The following is a 26,245-nucleotide window of genomic DNA, read 5'->3' on the forward strand; positions in this document are numbered from 1 at the left end:
GCTCAGTCAGGGCTCGGTTAGCGTTCAGTTTGCGTTCAGGCCGCGTTCATGCAGCGGCGATGGCGGCTACATCGCCAGCCGGGCCCGCATCGTCGCTGGCCGGTTCCGCGAGGCTTTCGGCGATCAGCTCGATCAGCTCGCGCACGACGAACTTGCCTTCGTAGCCGCTCGTCTTCAGCGCGTCCTCGAACATCGTCAGATCCTTGGGGCAGCACACCACGAACACCTCCAGTCCATCGATGCGCGCCGCCTCGTGCATGCGGTTCTGCGAAGGCTTCTCCTTGCCGACCGGATCGCTCATCCAGATCCGGCCGCCGCCGGCGCCGCAGCAAAACGAGTTGTCGCGCGAGCGGGGCATCTCCACGAGATCGCAGCCGAGCGCCGCGAGAATCTGGCGGGGCGCGTCGTAGCCCTTGTTGAAGCGCCCGAGATGGCACGGGTCATGGAAGGTCACGCGGTAGCCGAGCTTGCGTTTCGGCTTCAACACGCCTTCGCTGAACATGCGCGCGACGAGGCTCGTGTAATGCTCGATCTCGAACTTGCCGCCGAAGTCGGGGTACTCGTTGCGGATCGTGTTGTACGAGTGCGGGTCGGTCGTGACGATGCTGCGGAAGTTCGACTGCCCGAGCAGCGCGATGTTGTTCTCGGCGAGCAGTTCGTAGAGCCCTTCCTCGCCCACGCGGCGCACGTCGTTGCCCGCGTTCGACTCGCCCTCGTAGAGCAGACCGAAATCCACTCCGGCGTTATGCAGCAGCGTGGCGAAGGCCTGGGTCACGCGCTGGTTGCGCGGATCGAACGAGGCATAGTCGCCCACGAACCACAGCAGATCGACGCTCTCCTTGCGCGCGTCCTTGATCTGGAAGGGCAGCGGCTTGGTCCATGCGGCGCGCTTGCGCTTCGACTCGTTAAACGAATTGCCATTCTTGTGGATCGCCTGCAGCGTCTTTTGCACTTGCGGTTCCATCTCGCCTTCCTCGACGAGCTTGCGGCGCATCTGCACGATGATGGGCACGTGCTCGACCGCCACCGGGCAGATCTCCACGCAGGCCATGCAAGTGCGGCACGACCAGACGGTTTCCATGAACACCTGGCCGATGCCCTTGCCGTGCACGTCGAGCTTCACCTCGTCGGGCAGCGTGTTCTTTTGCAGGGCCTCGTTGGCGAACTCGCGCAGCGAGAGGATCACGTCGCGCGGCGAGAGCGGCGCGCCCACGGCGTTGGCGGGGCAGGCCTCGTGGCAGCGGCCGCACTTCGTGCAGGCGTCGAGATTGAGCAGGTGCTTCCAGGTGAAGTCGGTGATGGTCTTGTAGCCCACGCGCTCGCTGCCGGGTTGAGCGTCGCCTTTTGCTCCCGCGGCCCCCTCGGCGCCTTCCACAACCTCGGCGGCCTCGATGCGCGGCAGGCGCTGCGCGGCGAGCGGATCGCGCATCATCAGCGAGGCCGAGGCCGTGAAGATGTGCTTGACCTTGGTGTACGGAATCAGCGCGATGAAGGTGAGCGCGAGCAGGCCGTGGAACCACCAGAGGCCGGTGCGGATCACGTAGGCGGCCGAAGCGCTCACGCCCACGCCCTTGAAGATCTCGGCGAGGAGGGCCGCCACCGGCGACCACCAGCGCGTGTCCCACACCACGGCGCGATCTTGCAGCCAGACGAGGCGCAGCCCGCTCAGCACGAAGCCGGTAACGCCGATCAGCACGAGCGTCCAGAGGAATGCCCAGTCTTCGCGACGGTAGCCGCTGCGGTCGTAGTCGGGGTCGCCGGGCTGGCGGTCGGGACGCTTGTAGTCGAGCTTGGGCGGCTTGATCCAGCCGCGGCGCGCCATCATGTAGATGAGCCCGGCGATCATGGAGACGCCCGCCACGTTCATGGCAAGCTTGAACAGCAGATAGAAGTCACCGTTCCAGAAGTGAATGCCGAGAAAGCGCGCCGTGATGTCGTAATCGACGGTGACGGTGGCGGTGCCGAGAAACAGCACCGCGAAGCCGTAGAAAATCATCCGGTGCGCGCGGCCCGCCGCGGGATCGCGGCGCGCGACGGTGCGGTGGCTCAGCACGACGCGCACCATGTCCTTGAAGCGCGCCTGCAGGTCGATCTTGCCGAACGATTTCGACAAGCGCTGCCCGCGCCGGTATTTACGGATCTGGACATAGACACCCCACGCGAATACGCCAATCGCCGTGAGGCCGATGAGATAGAACAGCGCGATCGCAAACGACGGGAAGCCCTCGAACAGGATGCGCGTGACGGTCGCTGGGTCGAAAGTCGCTGGGGTCTGCATGGCTCGTCCGTTTCGTCCGTTTATTGAATGGGGAAGGGCGCTTTTTTCAGCGCTTTTTTTCAGGTAAAGCGCGCCCGTGCCAGGCCGTCGAGCGCGCCTGAGCAGGATCTGTGCACCGTGGCGCCCGGCGATGCGGGCGGCTACGGTGGCAGGGTGGGTCCCGGTCTCACACAGGGTGCGCCGGGACCGTGCCGCCTTACTTCTTGTAGTGGATCTGGTAAGTGCCTTCGGGCAGATGCGGCGTGCCCCAGACGGCCACTTCGCGCTTGTACGGCAGCGGGAACTGCGGGTTGGACTCCTCGATCTCGCGTGCGACGCGGTGGCCCGTGAAGGTCGCATCGGCGATCAGGCGCGGTGCTTCGGCGTCGCCGATCAGGTACACGCCCTTGATGCCCTTGCTCTCCCACTGGTCCTGCTTCGCCTTGATCTCGCGATACAGCGTGTCGTTCGAGCGGCGGCCGGTGACGAGCACGAGCGAGTCGAACTCGAGCCAGCGGTGCGTCTTGTTCGCATCGCGCGGCAGCTGGCCCGCGCCCCGGTAGGTGCGCTTCGAGCCGTCACCCCAGATGTTGTAGATCTCGATGCGGCCTTTCTCGATGCGGCTCGCGAAGTGGTCGCCCAGTTCGGTCACATGCAGCTCATGGAGCCGGCGCATCATGTTCGGATACTCGAGCGTGAAGTGCATGTAGTTCGCCAGATGCACGCCGCTCACGATCGTGACTTCGTGGCCAGCCGCCGCGAGCTTTTCGGCGAGGCTCGGCGCCATGAAGTAGGTGTCTGCATTGAGAATCACGACACGCTTGCCGATCGGCTTCTTGCCGCCCAGCACCTGCTCGGGCGTCAATTGATCGGGTTGCGAAGCATCGGCGCCGGGGATCGGATCGTGCGTGAGGCAGTTGGTGCCGTCGGTCACCCAATGCGAACCGGTTGCGATAACAACTTTTTCCGCGCCGTACTCGAGCACGTCGTCGGCGGTAAGCGGCTTCACGCCGAGCGCGAGCTGGCTCTGCTTGTTCTTCTTGAGGAGCTTGGTGATCTGCGTTTCGCGATAGTCGCGGTGATAGCCCCATTCGCCGAGGCCCGGCAGCGTGACCACGCTGTTCAGATGGCCGCCGATCTTCTCGGCGCTATCCACGAGGTGGACCGTGTAGCCGCGCTGCATCAGCACGCGCGCGCACTCCGAGCCCGACGGACCCGCACCCACCACGAGCACCGAGTCTTCCGACTTGCACTCTTCGAATTTTTCCGGGTGCCAGCCGCGGCGATACTCTTCGCCGGCCGTGGCGTTCTGCGTGCAGATCATCGGCGGGCCGCCGATTTCCCAGCGCGAGATACAGACGTTGCAGCCGATGCACACGCGCACGTCGTCGACGCGGCCTTCCTCGATTTTCTTCGGCAGGAACGGGTCGGCAATCGAAGGACGTGCCGCGCCGATGATGTCCGCATAACCTTTCGTGACGATCTCGGTCATCTTCTCCGGATCGGTGAAGCGGCCCACGCCCAGCACCGGCTTCTTCGAGACCTGCTTGATGAACTTGGTCCACGGGACCTGGTGGCCCTGCAGATAGAAGCGCGAGGGGCCCGCGTCTTCGCCCCATTCGGCGATGTCGCCCACGTCCACGTCCCAGAGGTCGACCAGCGAATCGGCCATTTCGACGAACTTCATGCCGTCCTTTTCGACTTCCACGCCGCCGGCGCCATAGAGCGAGTCCACGGCAAAGCGCGTGGCGATGGCACAGTCGCTGCCCACGGCGCGGCGCACTTTCTCGAGCGTTTCGAGCCAGAAGCGTGCGCGGTTTTCGAGCGAGCCGCCGTAGCCGTCGGTGCGCTTGTTGTAGTAGGGCGAGAGGAACTGCAGCGGCAGATACGAGTGCGCGCCGTACACATAGACGATGTCGAAACCGGCATCGCGTGCGCGCAGGGCCGCTTTGACATAGTATTGCTGCACATCGCGGATGTCGTCGAGATCCATCTCCTTGCAGTACGTGAGCGTTTCGAACTCCGAAGCGTACTGGCTGGGACCGCGCGGCGTGGCGCGGCTTTCCATGCAGGGCGCGTGCGCGCCGCCGTACCACATTTCGATGCCCGCGAGCGCGCCGTACTTGTGGACTTCCTCGGTCATCGCGCGCAGGTTGCGCACGTCGCCTTCGTCCCAGATGCGTGCCGAGAGACGGTGCGTGTCGTCCGACTCCGGGTGGATCGAGCAATATTCGGTGTTCATTGCAGCCCACCCGCCTTCGGCCTTCATCGAGCGGTGTGCGGCCTGGAAGCCGGGCAGATTGCTGCCCGCGCCAATGCAGTGCGGGACTTGATAGAAGCGGTTGCGCAACGTCTTCGGGCCGATCTGGATGGGCTCGAACAGCACGTCATAGCGGGGATCGCGGGACATGGGGACGTATCTCCTGATGTGTTTGGTGTGCTTGTGGGGCTGCTTGCGTCGACTTGAGTCGAAAATCAGGCCGCTACGCGCGTGCGCACGCGTTGCGGGTCATAGAACGGCGTGCGGGTGACGGTGCCGGTGAAAGTGCCCGCGGCGTCGTGAATCTCCACCTTGGTGCCGAGCGCCGTATGCGAGGGCTTCAGGTGCACCATCGCGAGCGACTGCATCAGATACCGGCTGAACGTCGCGCTCGTGACAACGCCAACCTGCTCCTTGCCGATGAAGATCTTCGCGCCCGCGCTCACCGCGCCGTCGTGCTTCACGAGCACGCCGGCCTGCTTGAAGCGCTCCTTGCCGCGCGCGTTGAGCAGCGCCGCCTTGCCGATGTAGTCGCCGGGCTTCTCGACGTCGATCATCCAGTCGAGGTTCAGCTCCCACGGGGTGACGTCGCCCTCGGGCATGTCGAAGGGGTAGAAGAGCAGGGCGGCTTCGATGCGCGCAAGCTCGAGCGAGGTCCACGAGGCCGGCACGATGCCGAGCGGCTTGCCCGCTTCGAGAATGGCGTCCCATAGCGCAATGGCGTCGCTCGCGCTGCACGAGACTTCGAAGCCCTGCTCGCCGGAGTAGCCGCCGCGCGAGATGATGATCTTGCGGTCGAACAGTTGAGTTTCGACGTGCGCGAAATACGGCAGCTTCGGGAGATCGATGCCGATATGCGGCTGGAGGATGGCCGCGGCGCGCGGGCCTTGCAGCGACAGCATGTGCACGTCGAAGTCCTGATGCCACTCGACGTTGCGGCCCTGCGCGGCGCGGCGCAGATGCTCCTGGGTCGTGCCGCCGCCGTGCGAGATGCGGTATTGATTCGGCGCGTCGTAGATCACCATCAGGTCGTCGCACACGACGCCGCGCTCGTCGACTTCCGCCGCCAGACGCGCGGTGCCGGGCTTCATCTTCGTGACGTCGATGGCGCAGATGCTGTCGATCACGGCGCCGGCATCGGGGCCGCTCACGCGCAGGATGTTCAGCGCGCTGATATCGTAGAGGCCCGCTGTCGAGCGCACCGCGACCACTTCGTCGTTCGGGTCGCTGTTGTAGTACCAGGGCAGCGGCATGTCGTTCCACATATCGCCGTCCAGCTTCGAGCCCAGTTCGCGATGGCGGATATTCAGAATTGATTGCCTTGTCATAGCGTTTTCCCGAGGTTGAACCTTGCGTGAATAAAGGCCGACGAGTCCGGACCGGTAGGCATGGACCAGGGCCGCTGGATGGCAATCAGTCTCCTTCGTTAAAATCGGCGTCACAATCGCCCCGTGGCGCTACCTCCGAGTGGGTAGGCGCGCTACTTCGATGCGCCGCGCGAAGCTTTCAAATGCGCCGCAACATGCCTTATCGTGTAAGCGCGCATATAGGCATATGGGGCTGTGAAGCCCGCCTGACGGACATTCGGCCACATGGCGCCCGTCCGGATGCACCCTCCTGGGCGTAGCGCGGGGGCTACCCCCAATGAATCATTGCCCTCCCTTTTTGGCTCGTCGATTCTGTTCGTACAGATTCGGAGCCACGATGAGGGATCAACCGGCATGAACGGATTAAACGGACCCAAGGCGATACCAGTACGCGTCGAACGTGTGGAGAGCATTACGGCCGATATTCGGCGCTTCACGCTCGTGCCCGCGCAAGGCGGCTCCCTGCCGGCGTATTCCGCCGGCAGCCATGTCGTCGTGACCATGCGAGGCGAAGCGCGTACCTGGCGCAACGCTTACTCGCTGACGAGGGCGGCGGGCGCGCGCGACGCATATCAGATCATGGTGCGGCGCGTGCCTGCCTCGCGCGGCGGCTCGGCATTCATGCATGCCCAGGTGAAGGAAGGCAGCGAGCTTGAAATTTCGATGCCGTCGAACTTCTTTCCGCTCGCGCGGCGCGCGACGAAGCATGTGATCGTTGCGGGCGGGATCGGCATCACGCCGTTTCTTTCGATGCTGCCAGAGCTGGCCGCAAGCGGCGCGCGCGTGGAGATGCATCTGTGCTGCCGCCCGGAGGACGCCGAAGCGCTCGAGGCGCTGATTGCCGAGCGCATCGTGGGCGGTGTCGCCATCTACACCGACTTGCAGGATGTCGAAACGCGCTTTGGTTCCTTGTTGGCTGCGCAGCCGCCCGGCACGCATCTCTATACGTGCGGACCGGTGGGTTTGATGGAAGGGCTCGCACAGGTCGCGCGGGCGCGCGGCTGGCCCGAAAGCCACTTTCACCAGGAGAGCTTTGGCGGTGCATCGCACGGCGAGCCGTTCGTCGCGGTGCTCGCAAAGAGCGGCCGCGAGGTGGCGGTAGGCGCCGACCAGAGCCTGCTCGAAGCCCTGGAAGCGGCGGGCATCGACGCCCCCTATATGTGCCGGGGCGGCGCGTGCGGCACCTGCTCGCTCGAAGTGCTGGAAGGCGAGCCGGAGCATCGCGACTTCTTCCAGAGCGCCGCCGAACGCGCCACGAACTGCAACGTGCTGCCTTGCGTGTCGCGTGCGCGCAGCGCGCGTCTCGTGCTGAACATCTGACGAAAACGAGAGAGCCCAACGCCATGTCCATCGCCTTCAAGCCCGACGAGTCGTTTCGCGACGCCTACGCGTATCGCAACAGCGAAGCAGCGATCCTGCGTTTTCCGTTTCCGTTCCCGGAAGACCGCTACATGTATTCGGTGAACATCGAGCCGCATACGAGCGGCGAGCCCGGCACGGTGTTTCGGGCCGCGTTCGACATCGACGAGCATTACGTTGCCGAATGCCGCGACCGCGCGCTCACGCTCGAAACCGACCCCTTGCGCTGCCAGGTGCTGGACCACATGGACACCGCTCAGTGGGACACGCTCGAACTCATCATGGAAAGCCTTGCGCGCGATTACCCCGAGTATTTCCAGCTCGAGCGCGATGGGGAAGACAGGGCGCGGTGGACGTGGACGAACCGTCCGCTCGGGCTCACGCAGTCGTTCGTGTTCGGTGACGCCGACACGCTGCCGTGTCCGCCGCTCGAGTACATCACGCGCCAGGCGCAGGGCGATTTCGTCCTGCTCGATCATCGCGACGACAACCTGTTCATGGACGGCGGCATGGTGACGACCCAGGCGGACTGGTCGCTCGATTTCGACCTCGGCATGAGCTTCATGGAGTGGCACGGTCCCGTGCCGCTCGCGCATCAGGCCGGCATTTTCGAGCGCGCGCTGAAATTCTTGTTGCGCCTGCAATCAGGTGCGCCGGTGCGCCGCCTGAACTGGACGATGACCGTCAATCCGCGTCTGGACACCTCGCCCGAGCATTACCCCGAGTGGGGCCCTGACCGTGCGAGCATCACGCCCGAGAACGTCGGCGGCAAGCTGCATTTGCGCGTGGAGCTTCAGACGCTGTTCAGGCTGCCGCGCAGCAACGCGATCCTGTTCTGCGTGCGCTGTTATCTGATCAGCCTCGAGGAACTCGCTCGCGTGCCCAAATGGGGCAAGCGCCTGCATCGCGTGTTGACCACGCTGCCGCAGGAGTTGTCCGAATACAAGGGGCTCGTGCGCTATCGCGACACGGCGCGGCAGTGGCTCGCGCAGTTCGACGATGGGGCGCCAACCACGCCCGGCACCCAAGCCGAGGTCGAGCGCTTGAGCCCGCCCGTTAGTCCGCCCCTTGACGAGTCCCACACCCGGCCGAGTTTCGCCGGATCCTGAGTCCTTCGTGGTCGTGTCGCGTGCCGTGTCCGGCGCCGAGCTTCAAGCGGCGCTGGTTTTCGATGCGCGGCGCGGCGGCGGTCGCATCTCCACATAGCCGTATTCCGGCCGCCGCCCAGCGGTCCCTCATCAGAGAAAGGAAGAGACATATGAATACGATTTCCGAAGAACTCGTTGTCGAACCGGAGGGTTCGTTACAACGCAAGATCAGTTGGACCGGCGCATTCTGGGTAGCTAGCGGAGTGCCCGCGCTGGTGCTGTTCTCGATCGGCTCGATTGCGGCAACCGTGGGCAAGCTTTCATGGGCTGTCTGGATCATCTCGATCGGCCTTGGCTTCATCCAGTCGTTTTCGTATGCGGAGATTGCCGGGCTCTTTCCGCACAAATCGGGGGGCGCGTCGGTCTACGGCGCCATTGCATGGGTACGCTATTCGAAGCTGTTCGCGCCGCTTTCGGTCTGGTGCAACTGGTTCGCGTGGTCGCCCGTGCTTGCGATCGGCTCGGGGCTCGCGGCGGGCTACGTGCTGTCGATCCTCTTTCCCGCGGACTCCGCCATCAACGCCTGGCAGATCACGCTCGTGAGCCTCGACTGGCTGCGCTCGGGACTGAGCCTGCGCATCAACGCGACCTTCATACTGGGCGCGGCGATCCTGCTCATCACGTTCGCGATCCAGCACCGCGGCATCATGAACGCGGCGCGCATCCAGACCATCCTGGGCGTGGCGGCGCTGGTGCCGCTGATTCTCGTCGGCATGGTGCCGCTCTTCACCGGCGACGTGGCCGCGCACAACCTGTTTCCACTCGTGCCGCTGGCAAAGGACGCCGGCGGGCAGATCATCGACGGCACGTGGAACATGGCGGGCATCACGCTGATGGCGGGCGGGCTTTTCGTGGCGGCGTGGTCGACCTACGGGTTCGAGACGGCCGTTTGCTACACGCGTGAATTCCGCGATCCGAAGCGCGACACCTTCAAGGCCATCCTGTATTCCGGTCTCCTGTGCATTTTCGTTTTCACCGTGGTGCCGCTTTCGTTCCAGGGCGTGCTCGGCCTCGGCCATCTGGTGACGCCCGACGTCAAGGACGCCGCTGGCAACGTGGTGACGCCCGCGGTCTACAGCGGCATCCTCTCGCCGGACATCTACAGCGGCATGGGCGTGGCCAAGGCCATGGCGCCGATGATCCACGGCGGCTTGCTGGTCGAGCGCGTGCTCGTGGTGATGCTGGTGCTCGCACTCGTGCTGGCGATCATGACCTCGATGGCGGGCTCCTCGCGCACGCTGTATCAGGCCTCGGTGGACGGCTGGCTGCCGAAGTACCTCTCGCATGTAAACGAACATGGCGCGCCCACGCGCGCCATGTGGACCGACCTCTGCTTCAACCTGATCCTGCTGCTGATGTCGGATTATGTGTTCGTGCTCGCGATTGCCAACGTCGGCTACATCATCTTCAACTTCCTGAACCTGAATTCCGCGTGGATTCACCGGCTCGACCGCAAGGACTGGGTACGGCCGTTCCGCGCACCCAACTGGCTGATCGTGCTGGGCACGCTGTTCTCGTTCGTCAATCTCGCGCTGCTCGGCATGGGTGCGGATACGTGGGGCGCGGGCACGCTGGTGTCGGGCCTGGTCTTCGCCGCGCTGATCCTGCCGGTGTTCATGTTCCGCCACTACGTGACCGACAAGGGGCATTTCCCGGACACGATGAAAGAGGACATGGAGCTGCTCGGCAACGGCAAGGTCGCCAAGCGCGCCGGGATTCTGCCTTACGTGACCGTTGTGGCCGGCATCGCGGTGATCTGGATCACCCATGCGATCGCGGTCTACTGACACTCGTACCAACGGAGGGAGCTTTCGATGATGACTTCGCCGATCATGAGCCGCCCGGTGTACGCGGCGCTCGAAGCCGATCCGCTGGGCACGCAGCACTGGCTCCTGACTGCGGGCGCCACCGCGGAGGATCGCGTCCGCGTGCTGAAGGCCTTGAGCACGCTGGGCACGGCACCGCTCGAGGTCTGGTCCGTCGACGAGGACCTGGCGCACGCGGGTGCTGGCAGTGTTTGCGTGTTGCCGCATGCGGTGGCGCGGCGCTTCGATGAAGAGGGCGAGTTGCTGGGCGCGCTGGGTGAGGCGCTGCGCGGTGCGCAGGTGGGAATTCGGCTCTATGCGCTCGGCACCGAGCCTTTCATCGGGTCGGTGCGGCAGATCGCGGAGCGCGCCGGTATCGCGCCCGAGGCGGTGAGGGCGGAGCATAGCGGCAGCCTCCGGCGACGCGTGTATTGCATTCACTGCCGCTCGATGAACGAAGATGTGACAGCCAACGTGACGCCGTGCGGCGGATGCGGCCGGAAGCTGTTCGTGCGCGATCACTTCTCGCGGCGGCTGGCGGCGTTCATGGGCGTGCAGGCCGACGCCGAGGTGCCTGGAGAGATTCCTGCTGTCGAGCACGCTTATTTGTAGCAGCGTCGACATTGCGTGTGCCCGGGCTCATGCGCGCTACCGCATGAGCCCTTTTTCATTCCAGTTCGTACTCCGTCCCTTTCTCCACGCTACCCCCAAAGTGGAATCCCCTCTTGCAGATTGCCGTATTGCAGGCGCGCGCCATACTGGAGGCGTTCGGCCTTGTGCCGTCATGCAGGAGGAAAGGGTATGGAATCACTTACCACAGTGCTTCTCGTCGACGACCACGCGCTATTCCGGCGCGGTGTGGCGCAGCTCATCGAGATGAACCCGGCCTTTCGCGTCGTTGGCGAGGCGGGCTCGGGGCGCGAAGGCGTGGCGATGGCGCTGGAGCTTGAACCGGACGTGATGCTGGTCGATCTGAACATGCCGGAGATGAGCGGCATCGAGACCATTGCCTTGCTGCGCGACCAGGGTGTGAAGGCACGCCTTGTCATGCTCACCGTCTCCGATAACGAACGGGACGTGGTGGCCGCGCTGCGTGCCGGAGCGCACGGCTATCTGCTCAAGGACATGGAGCCCGAGGAGCTGTGCGTGAATTTGCAGAAGGTGTTGAAAGGCACCGCCGTGCTCAGCGAGGCCGCAACCGGCAACCTGGTCCAGGCGCTCTCGGGCAGCCAGTCGTTCCGCGCGAGCGAGACGCTGCTCTCGGCGCGCGAGCAGGAAGTGCTCGACTACCTCGTCGAGGGGCTCTGCAACAAGGCGATTGCGCGCAAGCTCGACATCAGCGTCGGCACGGTCAAGGTGCATGTCAAACATGTGCTGCACAAGCTCGACCTGCATTCACGGCTCGAGGCGGTCGTGTGGCACCGTGAGCACGTCGGGCGGCGTTTCGTTTCAGGCAGCTGAGCGCGCAGGCGGCTGAAACCCGCCGGCCGCGCTGGCTAGCGGGTGGTGCTGCCCGTGCCGATGCGTGCCTGCTGCGCGAACGAGGCCGGCACGAAGGTCACCACGATGCGCGAGCCCGGCTCGTTCGAGCGGATCTCAAGCTTGCCGCCGAGGCTGCGCGAGCGCTCGCGCATGATCGAGAGCCCGTAATGGTGCTCGCCGCCCGATTCCGTGACGATGCCGCGGCCATCGTCTTCGATGGACACGGTAACTTCGCGCTCGGTCGACGAGAGCGTCACGAGCGCGCTCGATGCGCGCGCGTGGCGCACGACGTTGGTGAGCGCTTCGCGCACGATCTGCCCGATATGCAGCTCCTCGTTGACCGTGAGGCGCACGCGGCGGATGCGGTTGTCGACCGAGATCTGCACCTCGCTGCGCGAGGACAGCTCTTCAGCGACTTCCTCGAGCGTCGCCGCGAGTCCGCGCGCGTGCACCGAGGTGCGGAACGTGGTGAGCAACTCGCGCAACTGCCGATAGGCGCTGTCGATCCCTTCGCGGATCGCCCGCGCGATCTGGCCGACGTCGCTGTGCGACAGCTCCTCGGGCAGCACGGCCTGCAGCCGCGCGAGCTGGATTTTCATGTACGAGAGCGATTGCGCGAGCGAGTCGTGGAGTTCGCGCGCGATGGCGTTGCGCTCTTCCAGCAGCGTCATGCGCCGGTCGCGCACGTCCCGGCTCAGGTTGGAGATGGCCTGCGCAAGCACGCTCGCGATGGTCTCCAGCAGATGCAGATGGCGCTGCTCGCTGCGCGTGTCGGTGTCGCTTTCGCAGATCAGCACGCCATAGGTGCCCGATGGCACGCGTACCGGCGCCGCGAGGATCGTCAGCAATTCGTCCGACTGGCTGTGCGGCAGCGAGCGCACGCCGGAAAGCGACATCAGCTCGTTCACGACGCGCTCGCGCACGATGTGCGGTGCAAGATCGGCGGGCGCCACGATGGTATCGACGCCAAGCAGCTGCGCCGAAGGCTCGGAGAGCACGAGCGCGATGCGCTGCACGCGCAGGATGCCGACGAGACGTTGCAGCAGCGCTTCGAGCGTACCCCCCGTGGGAGCGTCTTCGGCGAGCTGGGCGCAGATATAATGCAGCAGATCGAGCGACTGGTCCGCAAAGGCAATATGGTCCTCGACGATACGCTTGAGCCGGGCCGATTCATCCTGCTCGCTACGCAGTCGCGCGACCAGCCCGTTGAGCACCGTGATCAGGCGATCGATCTCGTCGCGTCCCGCGGGCACTTCGTGGCCGACCTGGTTGAGCATGTGCAGGGGCAGCGCAGGGCGCAGCACGAGCGCGCGCCGCGCGCCCCATGCCAGCGCGAAGATGCCCGCGAACAGCAGTGCGGCGGTGCAGGCTTCGAGCAGCGTGATGACGGCTTCGAGCGCATCGCCCTGGCGGTCGATCTCGATACGCAGGGCATCGAGCATGTCCGGGGCTGCGTGCTCGCCCGCGAGCGTTTGCAATTGCGTGGCGATGAGCGGCGTGGGCGCGCCCCGTTGCCGCCAGTGCGTCAACAAAGTATCGTTGCGTACGAGCGACGTGGCGTGTGCATTGAGCTTGAGCGCGGCATCGGGTGCGGAGGCCGCGATGCTCGTTGCGATGCGGCGCAGCCTGGCAGCATCGGCGAGCGAAACGGCGGCCTGTTCGTAGAGGGCCTTGTTGTCGAGCTGGACGCGCGTGCAGACGAACAGCAGCGCGATGAGCGCGACGAGGCACGCGAGGACGACACAGGTCTTCGCGTAGAGCGGATAACGGCGCAACCAGGCGCGGTCGGCGGCATTCATCTGGAGACAAGTAGCGAAGAAGGAACTGACGGGCGCCGTTCTTTTGCAACGTAACGGCTACGCAATTGCGGCGCCCGAATTGCGGATTCGCGAGGCCAATGCATGATGACAGTGTATCTGTTTTCCACCACGCTGCTGGTGCTTGTCGTGGGGCTGGTGCTGCCAAGACTCGGTCCGGGCCAGGGCGCCGACGTGCTGCTTTATATCGCCATTGCCTTCGCGCTCGCGCTGGCAAGCGGGCTGCTCGGGCTCGCTTTCACGTTTGGCGCGAAGCGGGCAGTCAAGCGCGGCATGCGCAGCTCCGCGGCGCCCGAGCTCACTGCGTTCGCGGAAAATCTCTCCACGCCCGCGGTACTGCTCGACAATGACGCGCTGGTGTTCGTCAACGGCGCTTTTCTGAAGCACGCGCGCTGGGAACATCATGTCGACGAGATCGTCGGCATGCCGTTCGGCAATCTGGTGCATCCGCAGTCGCTGCTGGAGTTGACGAAGCTGCTCGCGCAAACCGGCGTCGATGACGAGCGCACTTCGGGTTCGTTGCGCCTCGCGTATGGTGACGGCACGTTCCGGCGCCATCCCGTCACCGTGCTGCGCGGCCGGGGTTCGCGCCTGACGCTCCTGCAGTTTCCCGCGCCTTACGCGAGCGCCGAGTCGCAGCGCAGCGAGGCGCAGATCCAGCAGCACTGCCAGGACGTGGTCGCGCAGCTGCCGCAGGCGCTCTTTCGCATCGACCGCGAGCAGAACCTCATCTTCGTGAATCCCGCATGGCGCAGCATGCTGCGTATCGTCGGCGGCGGTGGCGATGTTCCTCCGCTTGCCGGCTTCGTGCATCCCGAAGACCGCGCGATGCTGACCGCGCGGCTCACGACGCTGCTCGACGGCCATATCAGCGAGCTCATCACGGTCGTGCGCATGATCCGCGCCGACGAAACCATGTTTCATGTCGAACTTCGCTGCCAGGCGGTGGCGGATCAGGAAGGACACCTGATCGGCGCGGTGGGTCTCGCGCTCGACGTGTCGAACAGCCGGCGCAACGAGGAAGCGCTGCACGCGAGCCGCCGCAGCCTGCGCATGTTGCTCGCCAACGTGCGCGCGATGATCTATCGCGGACAGAACAATCGCCTGTGGTCGATGGAGTTCGTGAGCGAGGGCTGCTTCGAGCTGACCGGCTATGAAGCCAACGAGCTGCTCGACGAATCGCTCATGAAGTTCGTTTCGCTCATTCATCCCGAGGACCGCGAGTTCGTCTGGAATGAAATTCAGGCGCGCGTGGCGGTGGGCGAGCCCTATGAGATGACTTACCGTATTGTCGACCGCGCGGGCCAGACCAAGTGGGTATGGGACCAGGGGCGCGGTATTTTCTCCGCGCGCAACGAGCTGCTCGGTCTCGAAGGCTTCATCATCGAGGTGACGCGGCGCCAGCTCGCCGAAGAGAGCGCGCGCCGCCGCCTGGTGTTCGACCGTTCCACGGGCCTCACCAATTCGGCGATGTTCATGGACCGGCTGAATTTCGCCCTCGCTTGTGCGCGCCGCAACGCGCAGCCGTGCGCGGTGTTTGCCATCCACGTGATCAACTTCGACGAGGTGACCGGACGTTTCGGCCCGGAGTACGCAGATCGCGTGCTGGTGCAGCTGGGCCGGCGCCTGCAGGCGATCCAGAGCGACCTCAATGGCGCGACATTGCTCGACAAGCAGGATTTTTCGATCATGCTCACCGACTTCTCGACGCCGGCGCTCGACTGGTGCGAGTGCGCGGCTCAGGTGGCGGCGCTCGCGGCGGAAAACAGCACGGCGGCCATGGAGCTTGTCGCCGAAAGCTTGCGCGCGATGGTGGGCCGGCCGTTGCGCGTCGAGGGACACGAATTCCGTGTCATGGCACAGGTGGGCTGGGCGCTCGCGCAGAGCGAATTCCCGAACGCGCTCGATATGATCGACACGGCGCTCGCGGCGGGTGAGGCCACGGACAACGGCCACACGCCGGGCGCGTCAGGCAATCTGGATATGCCAAACCAACAGGGACAGGCAAATGACGAAGCGGGTTGAGCAGGTTGAGCGGGCCGAGGCAGACGCGCCAACGGCCGCAGGGGAGGCGCCCGATCACTCGATGTCGATCGAACATTTCATCGGCAAGGTCGTGCGCGAAAACCGCACGAATCAGGGGCTCACGATTGCCGAGCTCGCCGAACAGAGCGGGCTCTCACGCAGCATGGTGTCGAAGATCGAGAACGGCCAGGTATCCACGAGCCTCGAGTCGATGGTGAGCCTCGCGCGCGCGCTGGGTATCTCGATGTCCACGCTGTTCCGTAATTTCGAAGGCCAGGAGGGCACCGCGCAGCACGTGAAGGCGGGCAAGGGCATGGAGGTGGTCCGGCGCGGCACGACCAAAGGGCACACCTATCACCTGCTGGCGTACGACCAGGGGCCGGCCAAGCTGTTCGAGCCGTTCCTCATTACGATGGACGACGAGTCCGAGATCTTCCCGACGTTCGAGCATCCGGGCACGGAGTTCATCTACATGCTGCAGGGCAAGATGGAGTACCGGCACGGCAATCGCAGCTACCTGCTGCAGCCGGGCGACGCCTTCACGTTTCGCGGATCGGTGCCGCATGGACCCGAGCGCCTGATCAAGCTGCCGATTCGTTTCATCACCATCATCATGTATGGGCACACGGCCGGCTCAGACTTCTGAGCATGGATCGCTCAATAATGCTTCACGAAGCGAAGCGCGCAAATGAGACTCAGCAGACTGAGGCCGGCGATAATCGCCACGGCCAACGTATCCGCGTGCGCATAACCCCAAAATTCATTCATCGCCTCGCGCCCTCATTGCGTCAATAGACCTGTATCGCGCATGCGCGCACGGCCGAAATCGGTGAGCCGATAGCGGAACAGCACCTTGCCGGCACCCAGATGCGTGCCGTCGTCGAGCTTCTCTTCGAGACGTTGGAGCAGGCCGCCCGCCGCCAGTTCGTCAAGCGCGACACGAACCGCGTTGATTGCGTAGCGGCCCGATGCGCCGTACTCGCTCAGTGCCTTCTCGACGAGTTCATAGTCCCAGGCGTGCGTCATGCGGCTGATCTGATCGAGCAGGAAGCCCTTTTGATGAAGTCTCATGTGCATCACTCCGCTTCGACCATTGCCTGATTGCCGCTCGTCACATCGCGCAACGAAGCAACCGATTCGGCGGATTCGCCGAACATCACGAAGCTGCCGGTAATCGACAACGCCAGACCGATCAGGAAATACCAGGCCGGCAATTGCAAGGTGAAGCACGCAATGAAAATGAGTGCGAGCATCGCATAGAGATTGCCGATTCCGCCCGTGCGGCTCACCCCGATCAGCGACGTCGCCTTGTACCAGCTCGTGTAGCAATAGGCATGCGTCGAAGCCGCGAGGAAAATCCACAGCAACGCGCGGCCGTTCGCGAGCGTGTCGACCAGCAGTCTGGCGACGGGAATATCGGTGAAGAACGTGAGCGCCGGGAGAATCAGCAGGCCCCAGAAGAAAACCTCGAACGAGAACCGGCACTGAATGCCGACATCGGGGTCGCTCACGTCCATGGCACGCGCGGCCACGGCCCCCTCGGCGCCCCAGCCGAGCGCCGACATGATGCCGCCGGCGTAGCCCAGCCATGCATCCGATTGCGTCGATTGCAATTGCCCGAACAGGCCGGGGCCATACACGGCCAGACCGCCGAGAATGACGATGCTCATGCCGAGCGCGGCTCGCCTCGTAATGCGCTCCTTGAACCAGAGCGCCGCGATCACGGTCCCGACGACGGGAAAAAGCAGCGAACTGATGGCGGCGAAGACGGGACCGGCATAAGTCATCGCCATGTATGAGCCGAAAATGGCCATCGGCCCGCCGCATAGCGAAGCGAGTGCATACCATTTCGAAATGCGCCGGAAACGGACCATGGTGCGCCCGTAATCCCTGATCTTGCCGAGCGTGCCATTCCAGAGCAGCAACCACACGAATACGCCGATTGCGTGCACCCAGGTCATGACAGCGGTAGCCGTCAGGCGCAATGCGGTGGCGTTGGCTGGAATGTCGACATACGGGTGCTCGAACCAGAGCGCTGTGCCGGGCACATACCACGCGCCCCATAGCACGGCCATCCAGATGGCCCAGATGAATCCCCAGCGCTGATTGCGCGCATAGTGCCGCTTGAGCGCTTGTTCGAGTGCTACGGCTTGCATAGGGGAAATTCCGTTGCTGTAACTCAGGAAGGGATGTTCGGCAGCGAGAGTCCGTTGGCTCTCGAAACGGACCAAATCGGTAAGCCCGATTTAAACCGCTACTGTAAGGAGTTAGCAATACCACCATTTTGGTAGCGCTTTAGGCCTCCCGTATGTCGATGAAATTCGTCGCCGTTGCATAAATTATGTCCGGTTTTCATATGGATTCAGCGAAACTGAGATTTTTTTCAACGCTGCCGGGCGATATGATTTCTCCCAGCCGCGGTCCTTCTGTAGAACCGCGAAGCGCGCGGGCAAGGTTGCGGCGCGATTGCACAAGCATTGAGAGAGTTGTATGCCGGATACGCCATTCGTTATCGTAGAACGCGCCCGCTGGCGAGCCGCACAGGTTCGGTTTGGCAATGCGCCTGCCTTGTTGCAGGATGGACCGAAGTGGGTGTGCCAGATCGTGCCCAGCGAGGCGCAGAAAGATGTTGGGGAAATATCGTCTGCGCGGGTAGAGGCAGCGTTCGGCACGCTGAAGCCCGCGAACGTCAGTTTGACGAATTGCGTGGAGCACGAAGGCAACTGGCTCGCCGCCTCACCGGACGATGAGACAGGGCGGTGCCGCGCCTACGCCCATCTCGGGGTGGACCGGACGCTCGAGATGGTGGGGATGCCAGGCGTGGGCCCGTGGCTGGACGAGCGCGACACGTGGTGGCCCGGCGCATACGAGTTGCCGCTGCTCGAGCAACTCCCCACGATTGTGGCGCCGCTGCTCGGGCTGGGCGACAAGAATGGATCGGCGTATCTGCTGATGAGCCTCACCGCGATCGACGGCACCGCACTCGTGACCGAATCGGACGACGGCATTGAACGCCCATTTCGCATTCCAGGGGGAGTGGATACGATCCATTTCGTCCCGGTCCGGATTGGCGGGCCGGCGGTGCTGTGGCGAGCGGTGCTCATCAACGCGTTCGATCGCATCCGGCATCTTGTCGGACTCAAGTCGACGCGCCCGTTCTACCTCTGAATTTTACGCATTTCGCCTGCCAGGCCACGCTATGACCGACGCACTCGACGCTTTTGACCGCAAGATCCTGAACATCGTCCAGCGGGACTGCTCTGCGACAGCTGACGCCATCGCAGACCGTATCGGCTTGTCCACGTCCGCTGTGCAAAAACGCCTGAAGCGGATGCGTACCGAAAGGATCATTTCCGCGGAAATCGCGGTAGTCGATCGAGCGGCTGTCGGCCGCCCGATGACCTTTATCGCGGCGATGGAAATCGAACGGGAAAACTACGAGACGGTTGCGAAGTTCCGCGAATGGGCAAAGTCGCAGGATGAGGTCCAGCAGATTTACTACGTGACGGGCGCCGTCGATTTGATCGCAATTATTACGGCGTCCGACGTCGAGGCATACGACCGACTGACCGCGAGGATCATGCAAGGCAATCCCATGATCCGCCGTATCAATACCAATGTCGTGCTGAGTTCGATCAAGGTGGGGCTGTTTGTCCCGGTTGACAGGGAGTCCGACGAGGACTCACCCACGGGCTAATCACGGCGTGTCATGAGAGACGGCCGGTCCGGCCGTCGCGCATAACGAACCGCAAACGAGCATGTTCGATTCAGGCCAAAACGCCTAATTTGATCAACACTTCGTATAACTAAACTAGTTCCTGATTTCACCGACAGGAGATGAAAGAAATGGAACTCAAATTGGCACTGGTCGGCTTCGGCGGAGTCAGTCAGGGACTCGTCGATTTGCTGAAGAAAAAGCGTGCGATGCTGTTGGCCGAGGGGCTCGATCTTTCCGTGACGATGATCGCAGACCTGCGGCTCGGCATTGCAACGAATCCGCGAGGCATCGCTCTGGACGTGCTCGACGAAACTGCGCGGCGCGGCGTCGATGCTGAAGCGCTGCGCCGCGACCCCGGCACGCTGGTGTCGCGCGAGGTCAATCTCAATGCCGTTCTCAAGGCCATTGCGTCGGAGCACGTCGATGTCGTCGTCGAGGCAACCTGCACCGATCCCAATACGGGCGAGCCCGCGCTGACACACTGCCGCACCGCGCTCGAATGCGGCAAGCACGTCATCACGACCAACAAGGGGCCGATCGCACTCGCGCAAATAGATCTGGCGCGGATCGCCGCCAAGTCGGGCGCATGCCTTAAATACGAAGGTACGGTAATGAGCGGTACTCCGGTGTTGCGCCAGCTCTCGACGACGCTTCGTGGCTGCGATGTGCGTGGCTTCACGGGCATTCTGAACGGCACGTCGAACTTCGTGCTCGGGGAGGTCGAGGCCGGCGCGAGCTTCGATACGGCGATCAAGGAGGCACAGCACCGCGGTTATGCGGAGGCGAATCCGGCGGCAGACCTGAGCGGCTCGGACGTGCAGTTGAAGGTCGTGATCCTCGCGAACACGCTGTGGAACGCGGGCTTGACGCGAGCCGACGTGAGCTGTCGCGGCATCGTTGAATTGACCGCGGATGCGGTGCGTGCCGCGGCGGCTGAAGGCCTGTCCTGGCGGTTGATCGGTTCGGCGGCCCGGCAGCCGGACGGTACTGTGACTGCAACCGTCGAGCCGCGCAAGCTGCCAGCAGGTCATCCGCTGCGTGCCGCGAGTGGTGTGACGAACGCCATCACTTTCGACACCGACGTGCTCGGCAGTGTGACGATCAGCGGTCCCGGAGCGGGCCGCGAGGAGACCGCGTTCGCGATCCTGTCGGACCTCATCGAACTGCGCGACCACATCAACGCAACCGCGCAAGAGGTGATTGCATGAGCGCGCGCGATGCAGTGACCACGGATCTGGAGCCGCGTGGCGTGAGCAACGTCCTGTCGCCCTACGACGGAACCGTCGTAGGGACAGTCCGTCTGTCACCGGTCGAGTCGGTACCGGCCATTGTGGAGCGCGCGCTGCTGGGCGCGAGCGTGGCGGGTGCTCTGGCGAGAAGCCAACGGTTCGAGATCTTGTCCCGCGCGGCCGCGCTTGTCGAAGCGCGTGCAGAAGGGCTTGCCCGCACGATTTCGCTTGAAGCGGGCAAACCGCTCCGGCAGGCCCGCAAGGAGGTCGCACGTTGTGCGAACACGCTGCGCCTTTCCGGTGAAGAAGCGAAGCGGCTGGTGGGCGAAACGATTCCGTTCGACTCCTGGCCGGGATCGGAGGATCGCAGCGGCTATTACACGCTGGAGCCGCTTGGCGTGATTCTGGCTATTACGCCGTTCAACGACCCGCTGAACCTGGTCGCGCACAAGCTCGGGCCGGCAATCGCTACCGGAAATAGCGTGATCCTGAAACCGTCGTTGCTGGCGCCGTTGTCTGCGCAGGCGCTCGTCGAGATTCTGTGGGAGGCGGGAGCGTCGCGGGATGCGCTACAGATCGTGCACGGTGGCGCGGAGGTCGCGTCTACGTTGGTGCGGGACAAGCGGATTCGCATGGTGACGTTCACGGGTGGCCCGACGACCGGTGAGGCCATCACGCGTGAGGCTGGCCTCAAGAAAATCGCGATGGACCTCGGCGGCAACGCTCCGGTGATCGTCATGGCCGACTGCGACCTGAAGCACGCCGCCGAGTCGTGTGTGTCCGGTGCGTTCTGGGCCGCGGGACAGAATTGCGTCGGCACCCAGCGCATCTTCGTGGCTGAAGCGGCGTATGAGCCTTTCGTTCGTTACGTCGTTGAATTGACCCGCAAGATGGTGGTCGGCGATCCGCTCGACGAGGCGACGGATATGGGCCCGATGATCGCCGAGGATCAGGCGGCCAGGATCGAACGCTGGGTTGACGACGCCATCTCCAACGGCGCAAAGGTATTGACTGGCCATCGACGTTGCGGCGCGATGTACGAGCCCACTGTGCTGGTCGACGTCCCGTGTGATGCCCGCGTGTGGGCCGACGAAGTGTTTGCACCCGTTGTATCGATCGCGAAATTCTCCGACTTGGAGCAGGCGCTAGATGCTGCGAACGCGACTGAAAGCAGTCTCCACGCGGGCGTGTTCACAAGCCGGCTCGAGATCGCGCTTGGCGTGGCCGAGCGGCTGCAGGCGGGCGGCGTGATGATCAACGATTCCTCGGACTATCGCTTCGACGGCATGCCGTTCGGCGGCTTCAAGTACGGGTCGCTGGGACGCGAGGGCGTGCGTTTTGCAATGAAGGAAATGACGCAGCCAAAGGTGGTCTGCTTCAGGCGCAACCGCGTGCTGTCGAGTTGACGCGAGGCGCCGGCGCTCGACGCGCCGGCGCCGCACGCCCTGGGCAATGTGCAACGTATCAAAGAGGGAGTCGGGAATGCCAGCAGCAATGCCTGCATGCAAACCAGCGGCCGACGTGCTGGTTGTCGAGGATATTCATAAGTCGTTTGATGGCGTTGAGGTGTTGAAGGGCATCTCGTTGACCGCCCGAAACCACGAGGTCGTGTCGATTCTTGGCAGCAGCGGATCAGGCAAGAGCACCTTCCTCCGGTGTATCAACCTGCTGGAGACGCCCGACCGCGGCCGGATCTCCGTGAATGGCGAGGCGCTCACCCTGAAGCCGGCAGGCAAGAGCGGCGCGCTTGCCGCTGCCGATCCCAGGCAGGTCATGCGTGTACGTCGCAAGCTCGCGATGGTTTTCCAGCAGTTCAACTTGTGGGCACACATGACGGTTCTGCAAAACGTGATGTTCGTGCCGGTGCGCGTGCTGGGTGTGCCAAAGCGCGACGCGCGCGACAAAGCCATAGCGATGCTCGAACGCGTGGGTCTCGCGGGCAAGTGCGAGCACTACCCTAACCAGCTGTCAGGCGGCCAGCAACAACGTGTCGCGATTGCGCGCGCGCTCGCCACGGACCCGGAGGTCATGCTCTTCGACGAGCCAACGTCTGCGCTCGATCCGGAGCTGGTCGGTGAAGTGCTGAAGGTCATGCGCTCGCTTGCTGATGAGGGCCGCACCATGCTGGTCGTCACGCACGAAATGGGCTTTGCGCGCGAAGTGGCCAATCGCGTCGTATTCGTCCATCAGGGACGCATCGAAGAAGATGGTAGTCCAGACGAAGTCTTCGCAATGCAGAAGTCGCCGCGATTCCAGAAGTTTCTGTCCAGCATCATCTGATGCAAAACCATCGCCAACCGGAGGGGAAATCATGAAGAAACTGCTTCAATCGCTGTGCGTGGGCGCGGCATTGCTGGGGTCCGTCGCGCATGCCGAGCAGGTGGTGCGCGTTGGCACGCTCGCTGACTACGCACCGTTTGAATACAAGGACGCGTCCGGCAAGTTGCAGGGCATGGAGATCGACATCGGCAAGAAGATGTGCGAGGACATGAAGGTCAAGTGCCAGTGGATAACGATGGATTTCGATGCGCTGATACCGGCACTCAAGGCGAAGCAGATCGACGCGGTGCTTGCCCAGATGTCGAAGACTCCGGAGCGCGAGCAGTCGGTCGACTTCACCCGTATCTTCACGACGGCGCCGGTGCAATTCGTCGCCAGGCAAGGTTCGGGTATCACGGACAGCCCGGCCACGCTCAGGGGAAAGACGATCGGCGTGCAGACCGCCTCGACGCACGAATCCTGGCTGCGCCGCCGTTTGCCTCCGGTTCAGTCCGGCGTCAACGCCAAGGTCTATCAGACGCTCGACGAAGCCTGGCTCGATCTGGAAGCCGGGCGCATTGACGCGGTGCTCGCAGACAACACGGTAGCTTACGACTGGCTCACGAAAACCGGTAGAAAAGAGGGCTTCGATTTCGTCGGCAAGCCGGTAACCGATGCGGAAATTTTCGGCGATGGCACGGCTATCGCCGTGCGCAAGGGTGACGCGCCGCTGAAGGCCCAGTTCGACAAGGGCATCGCGCAGGTACAGGCCGACGGGACATTCTCGACAGTAAACAAACGCTATTTCCCTTTCAGCATCGCACCGCAATAGGCTCGCATCCGGCGCGCGCGGCCGCAGAGTAGCGGCGCGCGCACACAGCGCGTATTTCACGGAACCGACCACGATGGACATATTGCTCAATTACGGCGCCCAGCTTGCGGCGGGCGCGCTCGTCACGCTGGAACTCGCGGTCGCCGCGCTGGGGCTCGGCATGCTGCTTGGCATCGCCGGCGCGTCGGCGAAGCTGTCGAGCGTGCGCTGGCTGCGCAGCGCGAGCTATGCAGTCACCAACTTCCTGCGTGGTATCCCTGAGTTTCTGATTCTGCTGATCTGCTACTTCGGGTTGTCGCATGTGCTCAATACGCAGTTCGACGGCGCGATTGTCATAAGCCCGTTCTCCGCGGGCGTGCTTGCGCTCGCGGTGGTCTTTGGCGCGTATTCGTCGGAGATGTTTCGGGGTGCTTTTCTGGCGGTGCCGGCCGGGCAGATCGAGGCGGCGCGCGCGTATGGGATGACGCCGCTGCAAACGCTGTGGTTCGTGCGGTTGCCACAGGCGTGGCGGATCTGTTTGCCCAGCCTGAACAACATGTGGCAGAACCTCCTCAAGGACACGTCGCTCGTCTCAATCGTCGGACTCGAAGACATGCTTAGAAAGGCCAACATCGCGGCGCAGTTCACCAAACAGCCGTTTATCTTTTACTTGACGGTGGGTGTTATCTATTTCGGCTTTCTCGCCGTCTCCAATCCCGCATTTGCGTGGCTCGAACGCATCGCGGGCCGGGGCTATGCGAAACGCACCTGAACAGGTTCAGCCATGAATGAAGTTCTTTCCCTGATGACACAATCGGGCCCGGACATCGTGCGCGGTGTGTGGGTGACGGTTCAGCTACTGATCCTGTCGTGCGCACTTGCGTTTGTGCTTGCCGTGCCGCTTGCGGTCGCGCGCACGTCTGAGAGCCGCTGGCTGTCCACGCCCAGCCGTCTTTTCCTGTCGGTGTTCCGGGGCACGCCGCTGCTCGTGCAAATCTTCGTGATGTATTACGGCCTCGCGCAATTTGCGTTTGTCCGCGCCTCGCCGTTGTGGCTCTTTTTTGGAGGCTCGTTTTCTTGTGCATTGTGCGCGCTGACGTTGAATCTTTCCGCGTACATGGCCGAAGACATTCGTGGCGGGATCGCGGGCGTCCCGGCCGGCGAGAAGGAAGCGGCGCTTGCGTTCGGGATGAGCCGCTTCATGTTGACGTGGTGCGTTGTCGTGCCACGGGCGATCGGCATTGTCGCGCCGACGCTCGGCAACGAGATCGTGCTGCAACTCAAGTCGACCGCGCTCGCGAGCACGATTACCGTGCTCGATCTCACCGGTGTGGCACGGCGCATCTCGGTCGAAACCTACACCACCGATGCACTGATGCTCGCTGGCGTCGTGTACGTCGGCATAACCGCGATTCTGGCGAGTGTATTGAAGCGGGCGGAAGGCATCTTGAACCGGCATCTTTCAAACGTGCGCGTCTAGCGTAGCGACGAATCGACAAAGCATAACGATCATTCCGAGGAAAACATGGGATACAAGCTTGAAACGTTGGCGCTCGCGGCTGACCGCGACGTGACCGACGAAAAGACCGTTGCGCCGGCCATCCACTATTCCGCGGTATTCAAGGCGGCGGGGGGTGAGGAGTTCACCGAGATGTCGAGCATTCCTCAGCATCCGCGCAATTACACCCGCTACGGCAATCCAGTTCACGAGCGCGTCAAGGCAGTCATGGCCGAACTCGAGGGCACCGAGACCGCGCTTGTCACGGCCTCAGGGATGGGCGCGATTGCGACGGCGATCCTCAGCGTCGTGAAGGCGGGCGACCACGTTATCGGTCAGATCCGTCACTACATGAGCACAACCAAGATGCTCGACGACATGTTGCGCAAATTCGGCGTCGAAGTGACGTTTGTCGACCAGACGGATGCTGCGGCGTTTGACCGGGCTATCCGTCCGAACACGCGGCTGATCGTTATCGAGTCCCCGGTCAATCCGTTGCTGCTCGTGACCGACATCTCCGCGGTGACCGAGATTGCGCGGGCGCGCGGCATTCTCACGCTCGCTGACAACACGTTCGCATCGCCGGTCAACCAGCAGCCCCACCGGCTCGGCGTCGACATCGTTGTGCACAGCGCGACCAAGTATCTGGGCGGACATCACGATCTTACCGGCGGGGTAATCTGCACAAGCCGCGTGCTTGCCGAGCAGATCTGGCATACGCACATCACGCTCGGTTCGGTTCTATCGCCAATGGACGCGTGGTTGCTGCTGCGTGGCCTGCGCACATTGCCCTTGCGCATCGAGCGGATCAACGCGAACGCACTGGCGCTCGCCGAATTTCTCGAGGCCCATCCGAAGATCGAACGCGTGTTCTACCCGGGCTTGCCCAGCCATCCGCAACATGCGCTCGCACGCCGGCAGATGCGCGGCTTTGGCGGCGTAGTCGCGTTCGGCGTGCGGGGAGGCTACGACGACGCGCAACGCTTTATCGAGGCGCTGCGTGTGCCACTGAACGCGGGCAATCTCGGCGGCGTCGATTCGCTCGCGATCCATACGGCGGCGATGTGGGCCGGCACGATGTCCGCGGAGCAGATGCGTACGGCGGATATACCGATGAACTTCATTCGCTACGCGGTAGGCATCGAGCACATCGACGACCTGAAGGCGGACGTCGCGCAAGCCCTTGAACGCATCTGAACTTCCAGCCGGC

22 protein-coding genes are annotated in these 26,245 nt (G+C 63.5%); 16 read left to right on the forward strand and 6 right to left on the reverse strand.

The features are described from left to right. Window positions 1-46: 46 nt before the first annotated feature. From P5W99_RS30210 to P5W99_RS30220, 3 genes are all read right to left on the reverse strand, one after another. Window positions 47-2,278, reverse strand: coding sequence for a heterodisulfide reductase-related iron-sulfur binding cluster (locus P5W99_RS30210; RefSeq protein WP_434664782.1), 2,232 nt, complete (start codon window positions 2,276-2,278; stop codon window positions 47-49). Between the two features lie 196 nt (window positions 2,279-2,474). Next, window positions 2,475-4,667, reverse strand: coding sequence for an FAD-dependent oxidoreductase (locus P5W99_RS30215; protein WP_434664784.1), 2,193 nt, complete (start codon window positions 4,665-4,667; stop codon window positions 2,475-2,477). 65 nt (window positions 4,668-4,732) lie between these two features. Continuing rightward, entirely contained in the window at window positions 4,733-5,845 is a 1,113-nt protein-coding gene (locus P5W99_RS30220) for an aminomethyltransferase family protein (protein WP_434664786.1), read from the reverse strand. Between the two features lie 393 nt (window positions 5,846-6,238). Here P5W99_RS30220 and P5W99_RS30225 point away from each other — a divergent pair, with 393 nt between their 5' ends. The 5 genes from P5W99_RS30225 (at window position 6,239) to narL (ending at window position 11,657) form a co-directional block, all read left to right on the forward strand. Then, window positions 6,239-7,204, forward strand: coding sequence for a PDR/VanB family oxidoreductase (locus tag P5W99_RS30225; RefSeq protein ID WP_421027486.1), 966 nt, complete (start codon window positions 6,239-6,241; stop codon window positions 7,202-7,204). Between the two features lie 23 nt (window positions 7,205-7,227). After that, window positions 7,228-8,352, forward strand: a complete 1,125-nt coding sequence (locus P5W99_RS30230; RefSeq protein WP_421027487.1) for a heme-dependent oxidative N-demethylase family protein — start codon at window positions 7,228-7,230, stop codon at window positions 8,350-8,352. 149 nt (window positions 8,353-8,501) lie between these two features. Beyond that, on the forward strand, window positions 8,502-10,178 hold the full coding sequence (locus tag P5W99_RS30235) for an APC family permease (RefSeq protein WP_434664788.1): 1,677 nt from the start codon (window positions 8,502-8,504) through the stop codon (window positions 10,176-10,178). Window positions 10,179-10,205: 27 nt separating this feature from the next. After that, on the forward strand, window positions 10,206-10,808 hold the full coding sequence (locus tag P5W99_RS30240; RefSeq protein ID WP_421027489.1) for a dimethylamine monooxygenase subunit DmmA family protein: 603 nt from the start codon (window positions 10,206-10,208) through the stop codon (window positions 10,806-10,808). Between the two features lie 189 nt (window positions 10,809-10,997). After that, window positions 10,998-11,657 (forward strand): two-component system response regulator NarL, encoded by a 660-nt coding sequence (gene narL / locus P5W99_RS30245; protein ID WP_421027490.1) that lies wholly within the window; start codon window positions 10,998-11,000, stop codon window positions 11,655-11,657. A 35-nt stretch (window positions 11,658-11,692) separates the two neighbouring features. Here narL and P5W99_RS30250 read toward each other — a convergent pair whose 3' ends face one another. Next, window positions 11,693-13,477, reverse strand: a complete 1,785-nt coding sequence (locus P5W99_RS30250) for a histidine kinase (protein ID WP_421027491.1) — start codon at window positions 13,475-13,477, stop codon at window positions 11,693-11,695. 102 nt (window positions 13,478-13,579) lie between these two features. Here P5W99_RS30250 and P5W99_RS30255 point away from each other — a divergent pair, with 102 nt between their 5' ends. Further along, on the forward strand, window positions 13,580-15,520 hold the full coding sequence (locus tag P5W99_RS30255; protein WP_434664790.1) for a PAS domain-containing protein: 1,941 nt from the start codon (window positions 13,580-13,582) through the stop codon (window positions 15,518-15,520). Between the two features lie 61 nt (window positions 15,521-15,581). Beyond that, window positions 15,582-16,166, forward strand: coding sequence for a helix-turn-helix domain-containing protein (locus P5W99_RS30260; RefSeq protein ID WP_421028014.1), 585 nt, complete (start codon window positions 15,582-15,584; stop codon window positions 16,164-16,166). A 134-nt stretch (window positions 16,167-16,300) separates the two neighbouring features. Here P5W99_RS30260 and P5W99_RS30265 read toward each other — a convergent pair whose 3' ends face one another. Both P5W99_RS30265 and P5W99_RS30270 read right to left on the reverse strand, forming a co-directional pair. Further along, complete coding sequence (locus tag P5W99_RS30265) at window positions 16,301-16,591, reverse strand: hypothetical protein (protein ID WP_421027493.1); 291 nt, start codon at window positions 16,589-16,591, stop codon at window positions 16,301-16,303. Window positions 16,592-16,596: 5 nt separating this feature from the next. Further along, a complete protein-coding gene (locus P5W99_RS30270; protein WP_421027494.1) occupies window positions 16,597-17,676 on the reverse strand; it encodes a DMT family transporter in 1,080 nt (359 codons plus the stop codon). Between the two features lie 334 nt (window positions 17,677-18,010). Here P5W99_RS30270 and P5W99_RS30275 point away from each other — a divergent pair, with 334 nt between their 5' ends. The 9 genes from P5W99_RS30275 to P5W99_RS30315 all read left to right on the forward strand — a co-directional run bounded on the left by P5W99_RS30275 (window position 18,011) and on the right by P5W99_RS30315 (window position 26,232). Continuing rightward, window positions 18,011-18,688, forward strand: a complete 678-nt coding sequence (locus P5W99_RS30275; protein WP_434664792.1) for a hypothetical protein — start codon at window positions 18,011-18,013, stop codon at window positions 18,686-18,688. Window positions 18,689-18,719: 31 nt separating this feature from the next. After that, window positions 18,720-19,217 (forward strand): Lrp/AsnC family transcriptional regulator, encoded by a 498-nt coding sequence (locus tag P5W99_RS30280; RefSeq protein WP_421027496.1) that lies wholly within the window; start codon window positions 18,720-18,722, stop codon window positions 19,215-19,217. 149 nt (window positions 19,218-19,366) lie between these two features. Further along, window positions 19,367-20,446: a homoserine dehydrogenase gene (locus tag P5W99_RS30285; protein ID WP_421027497.1), complete on the forward strand. Its 1,080-nt coding sequence runs from the start codon at window positions 19,367-19,369 to the stop codon at window positions 20,444-20,446. Next, on the forward strand, window positions 20,443-21,873 hold the full coding sequence (locus P5W99_RS30290; RefSeq protein ID WP_434664795.1) for an aldehyde dehydrogenase family protein: 1,431 nt from the start codon (window positions 20,443-20,445) through the stop codon (window positions 21,871-21,873). The genes P5W99_RS30285 and P5W99_RS30290 overlap by 4 nt, the downstream gene beginning before the upstream one ends. Before the next feature lie 76 nt (window positions 21,874-21,949). Beyond that, window positions 21,950-22,747 (forward strand): ABC transporter ATP-binding protein, encoded by a 798-nt coding sequence (locus P5W99_RS30295; protein WP_421028015.1) that lies wholly within the window; start codon window positions 21,950-21,952, stop codon window positions 22,745-22,747. A gap of 31 nt (window positions 22,748-22,778) precedes the next feature. Beyond that, on the forward strand, window positions 22,779-23,558 hold the full coding sequence (locus P5W99_RS30300; RefSeq protein WP_421027499.1) for a transporter substrate-binding domain-containing protein: 780 nt from the start codon (window positions 22,779-22,781) through the stop codon (window positions 23,556-23,558). A gap of 73 nt (window positions 23,559-23,631) precedes the next feature. Next, on the forward strand, window positions 23,632-24,309 hold the full coding sequence (locus P5W99_RS30305; RefSeq protein WP_421027500.1) for an ABC transporter permease: 678 nt from the start codon (window positions 23,632-23,634) through the stop codon (window positions 24,307-24,309). 12 nt (window positions 24,310-24,321) lie between these two features. Next, window positions 24,322-25,017, forward strand: a complete 696-nt coding sequence (locus P5W99_RS30310; protein WP_421027501.1) for an ABC transporter permease — start codon at window positions 24,322-24,324, stop codon at window positions 25,015-25,017. Between the two features lie 45 nt (window positions 25,018-25,062). After that, window positions 25,063-26,232 carry a trans-sulfuration enzyme family protein gene (locus tag P5W99_RS30315; RefSeq protein WP_434664797.1) on the forward strand — a complete coding sequence of 390 codons (1,170 nt, stop codon included), beginning with the start codon at window positions 25,063-25,065 and terminating at the stop codon, window positions 26,230-26,232. Window positions 26,233-26,245: the final 13 nt, after the last annotated feature.

This window comes from Paraburkholderia sp. A3BS-1L (assembly GCF_051125215.1).
In the GTDB taxonomy this organism is placed as follows: domain Bacteria; phylum Pseudomonadota; class Gammaproteobacteria; order Burkholderiales; family Burkholderiaceae; genus Paraburkholderia.

Bases quoted from the DNA above. Each gene is read 5' to 3' on its own strand.
- P5W99_RS30210 (WP_434664782.1), bottom strand. From the start codon at position 2,278: ATGCAGACCCCAGCGACTTTCGACCCAGCGACCGTCACGCGCATCCTG.
- P5W99_RS30215 (WP_434664784.1), bottom strand. From the start codon at position 4,667: ATGTCCCGCGATCCCCGCTATGACGTGCTGTTCGAGCCCATCCAGATC.
- P5W99_RS30220 (WP_434664786.1), bottom strand. From the start codon at position 5,845: ATGACAAGGCAATCAATTCTGAATATCCGCCATCGCGAACTGGGCTCG.
- P5W99_RS30225 (WP_421027486.1), top strand. From the start codon at position 6,239: ATGAACGGATTAAACGGACCCAAGGCGATACCAGTACGCGTCGAACGT.
- P5W99_RS30230 (WP_421027487.1), top strand. From the start codon at position 7,228: ATGTCCATCGCCTTCAAGCCCGACGAGTCGTTTCGCGACGCCTACGCG.
- P5W99_RS30235 (WP_434664788.1), top strand. From the start codon at position 8,502: ATGAATACGATTTCCGAAGAACTCGTTGTCGAACCGGAGGGTTCGTTA.
- P5W99_RS30240 (WP_421027489.1), top strand. From the start codon at position 10,206: ATGATGACTTCGCCGATCATGAGCCGCCCGGTGTACGCGGCGCTCGAA.
- narL (WP_421027490.1), top strand. From the start codon at position 10,998: ATGGAATCACTTACCACAGTGCTTCTCGTCGACGACCACGCGCTATTC.
- P5W99_RS30250 (WP_421027491.1), bottom strand. From the start codon at position 13,477: ATGAATGCCGCCGACCGCGCCTGGTTGCGCCGTTATCCGCTCTACGCG.
- P5W99_RS30255 (WP_434664790.1), top strand. From the start codon at position 13,580: ATGATGACAGTGTATCTGTTTTCCACCACGCTGCTGGTGCTTGTCGTG.
- P5W99_RS30260 (WP_421028014.1), top strand. From the start codon at position 15,582: ATGTCGATCGAACATTTCATCGGCAAGGTCGTGCGCGAAAACCGCACG.
- P5W99_RS30265 (WP_421027493.1), bottom strand. From the start codon at position 16,591: ATGAGACTTCATCAAAAGGGCTTCCTGCTCGATCAGATCAGCCGCATG.
- P5W99_RS30270 (WP_421027494.1), bottom strand. From the start codon at position 17,676: ATGCAAGCCGTAGCACTCGAACAAGCGCTCAAGCGGCACTATGCGCGC.
- P5W99_RS30275 (WP_434664792.1), top strand. From the start codon at position 18,011: ATGCCGGATACGCCATTCGTTATCGTAGAACGCGCCCGCTGGCGAGCC.
- P5W99_RS30280 (WP_421027496.1), top strand. From the start codon at position 18,720: ATGACCGACGCACTCGACGCTTTTGACCGCAAGATCCTGAACATCGTC.
- P5W99_RS30285 (WP_421027497.1), top strand. From the start codon at position 19,367: ATGGAACTCAAATTGGCACTGGTCGGCTTCGGCGGAGTCAGTCAGGGA.
- P5W99_RS30290 (WP_434664795.1), top strand. From the start codon at position 20,443: ATGAGCGCGCGCGATGCAGTGACCACGGATCTGGAGCCGCGTGGCGTG.
- P5W99_RS30295 (WP_421028015.1), top strand. From the start codon at position 21,950: ATGCCAGCAGCAATGCCTGCATGCAAACCAGCGGCCGACGTGCTGGTT.
- P5W99_RS30300 (WP_421027499.1), top strand. From the start codon at position 22,779: ATGAAGAAACTGCTTCAATCGCTGTGCGTGGGCGCGGCATTGCTGGGG.
- P5W99_RS30305 (WP_421027500.1), top strand. From the start codon at position 23,632: ATGGACATATTGCTCAATTACGGCGCCCAGCTTGCGGCGGGCGCGCTC.
- P5W99_RS30310 (WP_421027501.1), top strand. From the start codon at position 24,322: ATGAATGAAGTTCTTTCCCTGATGACACAATCGGGCCCGGACATCGTG.
- P5W99_RS30315 (WP_434664797.1), top strand. From the start codon at position 25,063: ATGGGATACAAGCTTGAAACGTTGGCGCTCGCGGCTGACCGCGACGTG.